The sequence below is a fragment of the Mucilaginibacter ginsenosidivorans genome (assembly GCF_007971025.1).
Taxonomy (GTDB): domain Bacteria; phylum Bacteroidota; class Bacteroidia; order Sphingobacteriales; family Sphingobacteriaceae; genus Mucilaginibacter; species Mucilaginibacter ginsenosidivorans.
The window spans coordinates 1,870,022-1,882,412 of the sequence record NZ_CP042436.1 but is presented as its reverse complement, the minus strand read 5'-3'; the positions used below and the strand labels follow the sequence as shown (position 1 = coordinate 1,882,412).

Here is a 12,391-nt window from a genome sequence, read left to right as displayed (position 1 = left end):
CATCATATCATGAAAAAGACCTTATTGATCCTGTTCATTATCGCCGCGGCTCTGCAGTTAAGCGCACAGCAGCTGACTTCGAAGCCAACGGATTCCGTATTCTTTAAGTCGCCGAAAAGTTTCCCTAACCTTAAACTATCCGACAGCGCGTTATTTAAAAAGTACCTGCAAACCCCCAACCTGAACTCGCTGGTTTTTGCAAATACTTTGAAGGAAAAGGTAAACGCAAACGCGTTGTACAGCACAATGCCGGTTGTAAAAATGGGAAGCAATGATAAAATGCCTGTCGCGAAGTTGGGAGATGGAAGTATGAACTACACGATGCTGATCAAAAAGATAACAGTGGTTAACCCGTTGGAAATGAAAAAGTCGGCGACGCCGTGAATTAAAAGTCCTTATTCAGCAATTTCTCCAGTTCGGCAAAGCCGATGTTCATTTTGATACGGCCCTGTTTGGCGTAGGATATTTCGCCGGTCTCTTCAGATACAATGATGGCCGTGGCCTCGTTATTTTCGGTCACGCCGATGCCCGCACGGTGGCGCAGGCCAAATTGAAGTGGCAGGTCGGTCTTGTCGGTAAGCGGCAATATGCAGCTGGCTGCTTTTATTTTATTTTCGGATATAACGACGGCGCCATCATGCAATGGGCTGTTTTTTTGAAAGATACTCTCGAGCAGCCGTTTGGATATTTTTGAATCCAGCACTTCACAGCTGTTCTGGTAAAACTGCTCATCGTAATATTTGGCGAATACGATAAGCGCACCGGTACGCGATTGCTTCAAGCCCTTGCAGGCGTCAACAATGGGTTTGATACGGGCGTAATTATCCTTTTCCACATCAGCCCGGCCAAAGAAATATTTCCACCAGGCTTTATTTCGCTGCAGTGAGGCATTTTTGCCCACCAGCAGCAGGAACCTTCTTATTTCCTGTTGGAACAGTACGATGACGGCTATAATGCCCACATCGGCCACTTTCTTTAATATCCCCGCCAGCAGGGGCATTTTGGATGCCGGAACAATGTAGTACAACAGGTAGATAAGCGCCAGCCCAATAAAAATATTGGCCGCAATGGTGCCGCGTATCAGGTTGTAAAGCTGGTAAATGATAATGGCCAGCAGCAATACATCGAGCACCGAAAAAACCGTGATCTTAAAACCGCTGAAATCAAACCAATGCATTGAGCGAAGTTAATACTTTATGTGAGATGTTAGATTTGAGACGCGAAATCTAATTTCCCGGATTTATCCCCGGTATGGGCCGCCGGGCACGCCCCACCCCCACGATGGCATAGGCACATCGGGCGGTTCGTTTATCTCATCCAGTTGCGAGTTAACAAGTGCCAGCCTCGAGCCCCATTCAAGGTAAGCCAGAAATGCCGAGCGGAACTCTGGGTCGTCCGGAAGTTTCAATTCGTCGGCGGTATCGAGCAGCAAATGAAGCCAGCGTTTGCGTTGTTCGTTGGTGAGGTGTTTCGAAAGATGTTTTTTTATCATTTCAAAATGGCTGCCTTCGGTTTCGCTGTAAAGTTTTGGACCGCCGAGTACCTCGGCTACAAAATGCGCCACATGCAGCCTGTGCTGTGGCGACATGTGCCGCAGGATCGGTTCGAGTAAGGGATCGACGACCACCTTATCATAAAACTTGTCAAACAGGGTTTCAAAAGCCTGCATGCCTCCGGCCCATTCGTATAGGGTTGGAATAGTGGGTCTGTGATCGTTCTCCATTTTTACCAGGTATGATACCGTAAATATAGGAGGTTGAAATAAAACTAAACGGCTTTTTTCTTCGGAAATATGAGCGAAGCTCCGATGCTTACTACAAGGATACCGAGTATGATCAGCAGTGCCATTCCGGTGGTCAGCCCAATTTTTTCAGCATAATCCCCCGCAAGCATTTTCAGTCCTATGAATGCGAGTAGTACCGCCAGGCCTGTTTTGAGATAATGGAATTTTTCGATGATATTAACCAGCAGGAAGAACATCGACCTGAGGCCCATAATGGCGAAAATATTAGAGAAAAATACGATATACGGGTCCTTGGTGATGGAAAAAATAGCCGGGATAGAATCCACAGCAAAAACAAGATCGGTTACTTCGATGATCATCAGCACCAGGAAAAGCGGGGTGATGAGTCGTTTTCCGTTTACTCTGATAAAGAATTTTCCGCCCTCGAATTTTGGATGCACCGCAAAATATTTAGATGCAAATTTCACCACACGGTGATTTTCCGGGTCTATTTCATCTTCCTGGTTCCGGTTGATAAACATCATTACCCCGGTATATACCAGGAATGCACCGAACAGGTATAATACCCAGTGGAACTGGGCTATCAGGGTGGCCCCAAGGAAAATAAACAGGAAACGCATCACCACAGCGCCGATAATACCCCAAAGCAGCACTTTATGGTAATACCGGGGCTGCACCGCAAACGCTGTAAAGATGAGCACCATCACAAATATATTGTCAACCGACAATGCATATTCTACTACGTAACCGGTGATAAATTCAAGCGCCAGGTTTTTGCGGTACAACTGCAGGCCACCGGCCAGGTCGTCAGGATTTAAATGTAAGTGATGAAAATGCTTTTCGTTAATATCTTTCAGCGCCGCAAAAGTCTCGACATGGTGCAGCAGATGCCCGTATTTAAAAATGAGCCCATAAAAAACCAAAGCCAGCGACACCCACACACCGCTCATGATAGCTGCCTGCTTCAGGCTAACCGGTTTGTCCGATTTTCCGAACAGGCCAAGGTCAATGGCCATCATGATAAAGATGAAAACTACAAATCCGGTTATAAAAATAAGTTCGCTTGGCATTTATTTATTCCTTTCGGTAGTGAACCGCACTAATTGTTCCAAACCTTTGCGCGAGTCGCTTTCGGGGAAGGTGTTTAAAATTTGAAATGCTTCGTCCTGGTATTTTTTCATCTGGGTTTCGGCATATTGCAATCCACCTGTCTCGTTTACAAACCTGATGATCTCGGCTATCTTCTTAGGATCATCATTATGGTTTTTTACCAGGTTGATGATGCGCTTTCTTTCTGACGATAGCGCGTGGTTCAACGAGTAAATTAGCGGCAGCGTAACTTTCTTTTCCTTGATATCGATACCCAAAGGCTTGCCTACATCATCGGTACCAAAATCGAACATATCATCTTTGATCTGGAAGGCAATGCCGATCTTTTCGCCAAACAGGCGCATTTTCTCAATTGTTTCCCTATCGGCACCCGCCGACGCGGCGCCACACGCGCAGCAGGAAGCTATTAAGGACGCAGTTTTCTGGCGAATCACTTCATAATACACAGGTTCGTCCACGTCCATACGGCGTACCTTTTCAACCTGTAATAATTCTCCCTCGCTCATCTGCTTTACCGCTTCGGAGACGATCCTCAGCAGCTCAAAATCATCGTTATCAATAGAAAGCAGCAAACCTTTCGATAGCAAAAAATCGCCCACCAAAACCGCTATTTTATTTTTCCATAGTGCATTGATGGAGAAAAAACCTCGCCTTTGATAGGAGTTATCCACCACGTCATCGTGCACCAGGGTGGCGGTGTGCAATAGTTCAACCAAAGCCGCGCCGCGGTGCGTCGAATCATTGATACCTCCGCAAATGCTGGCCGAAAAGAACACGAACATCGGCCTTATCTGCTTGCCTTTACGCTTTACAATATAATGGGTAATACGGTCGAGCAGGGGTACAGAGCTTTGCATAGAGGATTTAAACCTTTCCTCGAAGGCGTCAATATCTGCTGCTATAGGCTTTTTGATCTCGTTGATCCCCGGCATTGAAGATTACAGGTTTGCCCTTTTTGGCAATGGCACAAACATAAGCTAAAAATGTGTATCCGCGATGCGGCCAAAAATTTTTACGAAACGATTAAACCAAGGCGCCCTTGCACCGCTCTATATGTTAAATAACACGAATAAAAACTAAAAACAGAAAAAGATGAATATCAGAATATTTGGAGGCGTATTGGTTGCAGCTTTGGCCATTACCTCGATAGCAAGCGCTCAAACCCGTACCCCGGTTGTAAACCATAAACAGGTAAAACAGGAACGCCGCATACACCAGGGTGTGCGTAGCGGCGAACTAACACGCAGCGAGGCCGCCAATCTTCAGCTGCGCGAAAGAAAGATACAGCACGACAAGCGTATGGCAAAGGCCGATGGTCGCGTTACCCCTGCCGAACGCAGGCATATACGCCGCGAGCAGGCCCGCACCAGCCGCGCCATATACCGTAAAAAGCATAACGACCGTGTAAGAGGCTAATTTTAGTGTGGTTGCTTTTGTGGGCGTCCCGGCGATTGGCCGGGGCGCTTTTTTGTTTTATAGACTTCGCCATTCCACCACCGTCATCACATCCGCTCGGCGCGGATAAAACTATTTGCGGTGATACAACGAAGCAAATTGAGTTAGCTTACAGGGATTTTAAAAATAGAATTGGCACGAAATAAAAATTCACGGCCATGCCAGGCAATAAACTGTTTTGCGGAGAGGGACAGATTAATTTCATTGATCCCTTGAGGGGCGGCCTCAAACTATGTCAATGCCGTTCGTTTCACTCACTTTTATTTTTGTTTCCCGACTTTTGCGCAAACTACGTTTGGCAACGCCATAAAACAAAAACACCCCGCTTTGCGGGGCATTGACATAGTTTAGCGGAGAGGGAGGGATTCGAACCCTCGATACCCTTTTGAGGTATACACACTTTCCAGGCGTGCTCTTTCGACCACTCAGACACCTCTCCGGAATTCGGATTGCAAAGGTAAGATATTTGCCGGTTAGGACAATACGATTCCTCTACTTTGTTTTTACGTTGGCATTAAAGCGATCTGGGCGTCTGCCGGGACCGTAACAAAAAACGCCATCTGCCGGGGAGCAAATGACGTTTGTATTGTATAAAATGATCGGCAGCTTATAATTTGTTATATAATCTCCTTTCGCCGGTTTTAATTTTTTGCTCGTACCTGGCTTTTTTTTCATTTATTTCGGCGATCATTCTCTCGTACCAATCCGATTCGCTGGTGCTTAGGTAAGTGACTTTCAACCCCATCAAAAAGTCGTCGATCATCAGGACATTGTTATTATTGTCGCTTATTTTACTATGCATCAGGTTTACCTGGTTAGTGTACTTTTCCAGGTATTTGCCGGCAATAGTGTTTACAATATAATCACGCTCGTGTTTTGCCAACTGATTGTAAACATAGTTCACTAAAAATACCTTATCATTATACATATGTACTTCGCAGCGGGTTTTAAGGCCATTGAACCTCCACTTGTAAACATAAATGGACAGGTTTTTTTCTGCAAAAATGAAATCAGGTTTTCCGTATTTACTGGTTACGGCCCTTGCGTTGGCGCCAAGTATGCCCTGCTGAATGTTAATACCGGTATGAACCGTGCTTAATTTTGTTGATCCTGTGAATATTTCAACGTAGTTCGAAAAGTTTGTATACTGGCTCAATAAGGTTTTATAGTAGGACGTATTACTGTGATAATAGTTCCCCGAAAATATCTTTTTTGTCAGATCCGACAAAAGATACCCCTTCCGGAGATAGTATGAAAAATTTCGTGGAGATGCAATGGTTGCCATTGTGTTGTGAGTGGTTTTGGTTAATGGTAAATGGTTTCCTTTTATAATAATATCCCTGTAATATATATTTTTTGACTACTTATACGTCATTTACGTATATAAGGTTCTTAATCATTAAGCAAAAAAATAATATTAAACATTAGGAAATATATTTCTCAATAAGAAATTAATACGGTACGATCATTCCCGTTTTAGCTCATTAGTTAAACAAAATAGGAGTACCGCTGAATGCCCGGGAGATATTTCCGATATCGAATGACCGAACGGGAAGGTAACCGATAATTGGTGCTGTCAAAAAAGCAACCGGGCGTACCAGGTGAAGGGAGCGCAGGCTATCCTGGTCTGCAAATTATTTATAGGTTAAATACTCATAGGAATTTAGCCGGTAGCCAGCATCTGGGTTCAGCACCTTAACGCGAACGGAATGCTGCCCGGCAGGCAATTGATATTTCCAGCATAATTCCTGGCGACGCGTGGTAAAATTGGTGGGCAGTTTTGCTGTTTCAGCTTTTTTGCCATCGATCCATACCTCTTCGTCGAAAATGTAATCAGGGGAATCGGCTTTAACTTTTTCCGCTTCGCCCTTTAGCACAAAACCTGTCCCGGAAAATTCAAAGCTCACCTCCTTTCTGCTGATATCTTCTCTTAATTCGGTTTTCTGAAAGGGGCGCATTCCCGCAAACCCTTGCTCCCACTTTACCGTTTTAGGAACCTGCGTAAGAATAGTCACGTTATCCCCGCTTACTTTTCCGCCGTTTCGTTCGATGTTTTGTAAAGCATGTTTAAATCCGATCTCGTAAACCTTGTTCAGCGACATGGTAGTATATTTGAAATCGATCGATTCCGCATCCTTCAAACCCATTTTCCAATAGGCAGGGATTTTCTTATACCCAAGCATCGCACCCAAAATACCGCCAACAGAGGAGGGGTTGCAATCTGCATCCTGTCCGCAGCGGGTAGCTATCTCCAGCGTTTTTGTGTAGTCGCCATTTCCATATAGCAGGGCGAGTACAACATAAGCTGAATTGATCTTGGAATCGATATCAAAAGCAGCGAAAACGCCATCCGGGCAGCCGGTTTCCGACGACCATTTCTTTTGCAGTTCAAACCAGGTTTGATGCCAGTCGGCCGGGTACTGCTTGTGCCATTTGATCACATCTCTAATGCATTTATAATAAGTGGTGTTTTGCGGAATGGTTTTCAGTGCCTCGTTTACGATGTGGTTAATATCGTTCGACGTAAATGTCAGCGTGTACATCGCGCCGATAAACACCCCGCCGTACCAGCCGTCGCCATAATTCATGATGTGGCCAATCTTATCACTGATCTTTGATGCTGTGTTGGGCATTCCAGGGCTCATCAAGCCCGCAAAGTCCGATTCGATTTGGTAATCAATATCGTCAGCATGGGGATTGTTCAGCCAATTGCCCGATGCAGGCGCCTTGATACCATTAAGCAGGTTATATCTTGCCGCCTGGTTTGCATGCCACAACATATACCCGGCATGGGCAAAGGCATTGGCGAATGAATCGACAGGGGCATCCAATCCATATTTTTCAAAAACATCGACAAAGGTAAGGTCCATATACAGGTCATCGTACAGGCCCGGGGTTTCTATCATGGTCTTTTTCAGGTAGCCGTCGTACCAGGTTAAGGGCTGGTAATCCTGTATAAAGGTACCGTTGAAACGAAATTCGTATGGCCCGCCAAAAGTTACCGCAATGGTTTGCCCGGCCCATCCGCCCACTATTTTATCTTTTAACTGCTCTTTGGTGAGCGTGATCTTATATGCGGCTGCTTTTTTTTGCGCAAAGGACTGCATGCCGAAACACACCAGCAATGCCATAACCAGGTATCTTCTCATACGATAAATTTACTATTCTTTATCAACAAAGCGCCAATTGCCTGTGCATACCAATCCAACTGCGCGGCCATGCTAATTTCCCTTTACTTCAACCTTGCCTTTCCTCGCCGTCAAAGGCAGCCACAAATAATCCGACTTTTCCAGGTCGAGTTTATTCCACCTATCAGCCATAAAAATATAGCTGCCCGGCTTATCCTTAATGGGCAGCACGAAGGTGCTTTGTGCCTCGTAAGTGGTAGCGGCGCCAGGCCCTTTGCAAGGGTTGCCATATTCCTTGTATGGCCCCATGGGGTTATCGGCCACAGCATACATAGCCGCATTCGGCGACCAGCCGGAACAAGCTGAAGTAATGAGGTAGTACTTACCACCGTTTTTGAATAAGGCAGGAGCCTCTCGTTTTTTTCCGATCAATATGCGTGTGAAAGTTTTGGTCGGCCGTTTATAATCGTCGCTTAGCAGGCAAACCTGCATGGTAAAGTTTTGTTCGGACGAATAAATGAGATATGCTTTGCCATCTTCATCCTTAAACAGTGTCATATCGCGCGACATCTGCACATTGGGTTTAATGCTATACAAGTACCGGTAAGGTCCGGCAGGTTTGTCGCTTACCGCCACGCCCGATTGTGAATAGGAATAATCCTTTTTGTCGATGTGCATCCACATTACAAACTTTTTGGTCTTTTCATTATAGATCACCTTTGGCCGTTCGATAACCCGGCTCGTGTCCAGGTCGTTTGAAGGGTCACCCTTCACAGGGGCCAGTGCCACGCCTTCGTATTTCCAGTTTTTCAGATCTTTGGACGAATAACAGGAAACCCCGCCGGCAGGCACACGGTAATCCTCCCATTGCTGACCGGGTACCAACCAGGTTTTGCCTTTTTTTATCTCGCCGAAAAGGTAGTAGGTACCATTATGAAAAAGCACGCCTGCGCCATGCGCGTTCACTGGGTTGCCCGAGTCGTCTTTGATCGGTCCTTTAACGGTTTGGGCAGCAACGCCGATAACCTGGCCCGCTATTATTAAAATGAACAACAAGTACCTTTTAATTTTCATGACGTTACAATTTAATATTTCCTATCCCCAGCTTGTAAACTATGCTTTCCACAAATGCTGAGTTCCCGGATAATTTATAGTCATCAAAATTTTTCAATTGGCTGGCTGAAGTTATGATTGTTCTCCCTGCATTTTTAAACGCTGGGTTGACGTTCATTTCCGGGATTACCGCATCCGCATTACCCCAGGCTCCAACACATTTTTGCCTCCATTCTTCAAAACCGTTGATATCATTCATGTGAAAGCCTTTTTCAATGCTCCACCAGTTATTGCCCTGGTATTTCGCATCGCCGATCTTGTCCTTTCCTTTGATCAAAGAATCTTTCCCTACAAACACATTATACTTAAACCTGATACCTTTGCTTTCACTCTTTTCCGAAAAGCAAAGAGCTGCCACCTTTGAATTGTAAATTATATTGCCGTAAACCTCGCAATCATGAAATTGCTTTTCATCGTCCGAACTGTTCCACACATAAAGCCCGGCTTGAGAATCGGAAACCGTGCCATCATTCTCACTGATGTTATACCGGAAAATATTATCGTGCCAGGGGCTTGCCCCCCAATACTGGAATATGCAATAACCGCTGCCCTGGTTGCCATAGGACATATTGTACTGAACAATGGAGTTGGTCACCCCGCCATCCAGGTCGAAACCGCCGCCGTCCGCGCCTCCTTTTGAAGTTTTATTTTTGTATGATAAGCAATGCTGTATAACCACACTATCTGCTTCATAGGCCCATATGCCAACCGGACCGTTACCTATACGCGGCATATCCCAACCGTTGTTGGTTGCGGTACAATGGTCTATCAACACCTTGCGGCAATCGCCCACCACAATGCCATTACCGCTATGATTGGTGAGGTTAGTTGGGTCGCCGGGATTATTTTCGGCACGGCAGTTCAGTATTTTGATGTTGTGGCTCTCGCGTGTTTGGTAAGGCGCTTCAACAGTAATGCCGGCTGAGCCATTATCATGCACGAATACATTTTTTGCAACGACATTTTGAGATGAATAGATAAGCAGTCCTGATTTCTGGAACCCTGAAATGTCCAGCACACTTACTTCGATATTTTTGCAATTGATCACCGCCAGGCCATCCTTTACATTCCCCGTTTTGCGGCCGCTGCCTTTTAGCGACAACTGCTCCAGTTTAACAAAGTTGCTTTTATAAAGCCGGATGGCCGAACTGTCTTTTGAGTCAATAATTGCCCGGCCTTCGCCAAAAGACGTAATTACTACGGGCTGGTTTTTTGTACCGTTTACGCCGGTCTTTAATTCAAGGGTTCCTTTAAAAATTTGACCGGAGCGGAAGTAAAGTGTATCGCCTGCATTCAGGTTGATGGAATTGGCACGGGCCATGGTTTTGAATGGCTTTCCCTTTGTGCCAGTCGCGGCGTCGCTGCCTTTATTGTCCACATACCAGGCCCTGCCATGATGGGCTTGCCCAAACGCGGCACTAATTGCCAGCAATGCAATATTCGCAATGAAGCACACTATGCAAAAAACACGTTTGCGATGCATTAACAATCAATTAGGTCCGTACCGCGAAAACGGTGGCCGGGATGGTTTATAATGCAATATGGCAAATTAATTGGTCAATTCAAACGTGCGCTTCAGCCTGATATCATCCGATGCGCTGCCTATCATTACCTGGAACTCACCTGGCTGGGTGGTATATTCCAGGTTGTCATTATAGAACGATAGCATATCGCGGGTAATGTTAAAACTGACGCGCCTGCTCTCGCCTGCCTGCAGGTAAACTTTCCTGAAATCCTTTAGTTCTTTTACAGGGCGCAACGGCTGCGCCACGAGATCGCGGATATATAATTGCACGGTTTCTTCGCCTGCGTATTTTCCGGTATTTTTTAAGGTAAAAGAGATAGAAAGGTTCTCATTATCCTTTATAGCGGTAGTGGTATAAAAAGGCTCGTCATCAACGTAGTCGAAATGGGTATAACTGAGGCCATACCCAAAAGCATACTTAGGCGAGTTAGGGAGATCGATATAGGCGGATTTATAGTTAACATCATTATCACTTGCAGCGGGCCGGCCTGTATTCAGGTGATTATAGTAAATGGGTATCTGCCCTTCGGTCCGCGGAAAAGTGATAGGTAATTTCCCCGAAGGGTTATAAGCGCCATACAGCACGTCGGCCATGGCATTACCACCCTGGCTGCCCAGCCACCATGCGTATAAAATAGCCGGGGCGTGATCGGCCGTCCAGTTAAATATCATCGGCCTGCCCGACATCAAAATAACAACAACCGGCTTTCCCGTCTCCACTACGGCTTTTATCAATTCCTCCTGTACGCCGGGTAAATGGATGTTAGACTTGCTTTTAGCTTCGCCCGTCATGTCGGGGGCCTCACCCATCGCCATGATCACGACTTCCGCTTTCTGAGCTGTAGCCACGGCATCGGCAAACCCGGCTTTAGACTGATCGTTGATATTACAGCCATACGAGAACAGGTATTGCGTTTGCGGGTTCTGTTTTTGCAAGGCATCCATCAGCGAGGGGATATCCTCGTTCTTGTCCACATCCAGCGACCAGAAACCCTTCAGCTCCTTTTTTGCCTTTACCAGCGGGCCTATCAACGCCACGATTTTCAGCTGCTTTGACAAGGGGAGGATCTGGTGATCGTTTTTAAGCAACACCATGCTCTTATGTGCCATATCCTTTGCCGCGTCCTGGTTCTCCGGCAGGTTGAGCGCCGACTTTTCTCTCCCCGGGTTGATAAACCGGTAAGGATCGTCAAAAAGGCCCATTTCAAATTTCTTTCTTAATATCCTGCTCACCGCGTCGTCTATCAGCGTAAACGAGACCTTGTTATCAGCAACCAGTTTTGCCAGGTTGTTGATATAGCTCCGGCTTTCCATATCCATATCATTCCCGGCTGTCATCGCGATAAGTGCAGCCTCCGCATTGTCTTTTGCATATCCATGCGGTATCATTTCGCCTATCGATCCCCAGTCGCTGACCACAAAGCCTTTAAAGTTCCATTTTCTTTTCAGCACCTCGCGCTGCAGGTATACGCTTCCGGTGGCGGGTGTCCCGTTCAGGTCGTTAAACGAATTCATGAATGTGGCCACGCCTGCATCAGCAGCCGCCTTGAAAGGTGGCAGGTAATATTCCCACAAGGTATGCAGGCTCATATCCACACTATTGTAATCGCGCCCGCCTATGGCGGCGCCGTAAGCAGCAAAGTGTTTGGCGCAGGCCATTACTGCATCGGTATTTCCCAAACCATTGCCCTGGAAACCGCGAACCCTGGCGGCAGCTATTAATGAGCCAAGATAAGGGTCCTCGCCGGCACCCTCCATTACACGGCCCCAGCGCGGGTCGCGCGCAATATCAACCATCGGCGCAAAGGTCCAGTTTATGCCCGACGCAGCCGCTTCTGTCGCAGCAATACGTTCTGCTTTTTCAATAGCATCGGTGTCCCAACTGCAGGCCTCGGCCAGCGGGATAGGAAAAGTTATGCGGTAACCATGTATAACGTCCTGCCCAAACAGCAGGGGTATCTTCATCCGCGATTGCATAGCTGCATCCTGGAAAATTTTGGTGTGCGCACTGCCCATAATATTCAGTACGGCTCCAACGCGGCCCTTGCGTATCTCGTCCAGCTTGTTACCCACATCTTTGGTAACGGGACCGGTGGCTTCCCAATCGCCATTGTATTGATTTAGCTGACCGATCTTTTCGTCGAGCGTCATTTTGGAAAGGACGGAATCTACCTTCTTATCAATGGGGTCGTCCTGTGCGGAAACACTTTTTCCGGCAAAAGCAAGTGCCAGTAACAGCAGGATACATCCTGTTTTAGTAAAATTTTTAATCATCCAGGCAGTTTAATTAGGATATACAAATATTTGAACAGCAGT

General features: G+C 46.3%; 11 protein-coding genes and 1 tRNA gene. 2 read left to right on the top strand and 10 right to left on the bottom strand.

Features of this window, described 5'->3' with window-relative positions; all coding sequences use genetic code 11:
- Window positions 1-9: 9 nt before the first annotated feature.
- On the top strand, window positions 10-384 hold the full coding sequence (locus tag FRZ54_RS08625; RefSeq protein WP_147031226.1) for a hypothetical protein: 375 nt from the start codon (window positions 10-12) through the stop codon (window positions 382-384).
- 1 nt (window position 385) lies between these two features.
- On the opposite strand, the gene cdaA is transcribed toward FRZ54_RS08625, so the two are convergent.
- The 4 genes from cdaA to FRZ54_RS08605 all read right to left on the bottom strand — a co-directional run bounded on the left by cdaA (window position 386) and on the right by FRZ54_RS08605 (window position 3,786).
- Window positions 386-1,177 carry a diadenylate cyclase CdaA gene (cdaA, locus tag FRZ54_RS08620; protein WP_147031225.1) on the bottom strand — a complete coding sequence of 264 codons (792 nt, stop codon included), beginning with the start codon at window positions 1,175-1,177 and terminating at the stop codon, window positions 386-388.
- Window positions 1,178-1,240: 63 nt separating this feature from the next.
- Window positions 1,241-1,723, bottom strand: coding sequence for a group II truncated hemoglobin (locus FRZ54_RS08615; RefSeq protein WP_147031224.1), 483 nt, complete (start codon window positions 1,721-1,723; stop codon window positions 1,241-1,243).
- Between the two features lie 44 nt (window positions 1,724-1,767).
- Window positions 1,768-2,814 carry a TerC family protein gene (locus FRZ54_RS08610; RefSeq protein WP_147031223.1) on the bottom strand — a complete coding sequence of 349 codons (1,047 nt, stop codon included), beginning with the start codon at window positions 2,812-2,814 and terminating at the stop codon, window positions 1,768-1,770.
- A complete protein-coding gene (locus FRZ54_RS08605; protein WP_147031222.1) occupies window positions 2,815-3,786 on the bottom strand; it encodes a polyprenyl synthetase family protein in 972 nt (323 codons plus the stop codon). It abuts the gene before it with no gap.
- Between the two features lie 160 nt (window positions 3,787-3,946).
- On the opposite strand from FRZ54_RS08605, the gene FRZ54_RS08600 reads away from it, so the two are divergent.
- Window positions 3,947-4,270, top strand: coding sequence for a hypothetical protein (locus FRZ54_RS08600; RefSeq protein ID WP_147031221.1), 324 nt, complete (start codon window positions 3,947-3,949; stop codon window positions 4,268-4,270).
- Between the two features lie 390 nt (window positions 4,271-4,660).
- On the opposite strand, the gene FRZ54_RS08595 is transcribed toward FRZ54_RS08600, so the two are convergent.
- The 6 genes from FRZ54_RS08595 to bglX all read right to left on the bottom strand — a co-directional run bounded on the left by FRZ54_RS08595 (window position 4,661) and on the right by bglX (window position 12,349).
- Window positions 4,661-4,748, bottom strand: a tRNA-Ser gene (locus tag FRZ54_RS08595).
- Between the two features lie 168 nt (window positions 4,749-4,916).
- Window positions 4,917-5,594 (bottom strand): hypothetical protein, encoded by a 678-nt coding sequence (locus FRZ54_RS08590; protein WP_147031220.1) that lies wholly within the window; start codon window positions 5,592-5,594, stop codon window positions 4,917-4,919.
- 349 nt (window positions 5,595-5,943) lie between these two features.
- Window positions 5,944-7,458, bottom strand: coding sequence for an ADP-ribosylglycohydrolase family protein (locus FRZ54_RS08585; RefSeq protein ID WP_147031219.1), 1,515 nt, complete (start codon window positions 7,456-7,458; stop codon window positions 5,944-5,946).
- A 72-nt stretch (window positions 7,459-7,530) separates the two neighbouring features.
- Entirely contained in the window at window positions 7,531-8,511 is a 981-nt protein-coding gene (locus tag FRZ54_RS08580) for a glycoside hydrolase family 43 protein (protein ID WP_147031218.1), read from the bottom strand.
- A 4-nt stretch (window positions 8,512-8,515) separates the two neighbouring features.
- Window positions 8,516-10,006, bottom strand: coding sequence for a right-handed parallel beta-helix repeat-containing protein (locus FRZ54_RS08575; protein ID WP_187359796.1), 1,491 nt, complete (start codon window positions 10,004-10,006; stop codon window positions 8,516-8,518).
- 93 nt (window positions 10,007-10,099) lie between these two features.
- Entirely contained in the window at window positions 10,100-12,349 is a 2,250-nt protein-coding gene (bglX, locus tag FRZ54_RS08570; RefSeq protein WP_147031216.1) for a beta-glucosidase BglX, read from the bottom strand.
- Window positions 12,350-12,391: the final 42 nt, after the last annotated feature.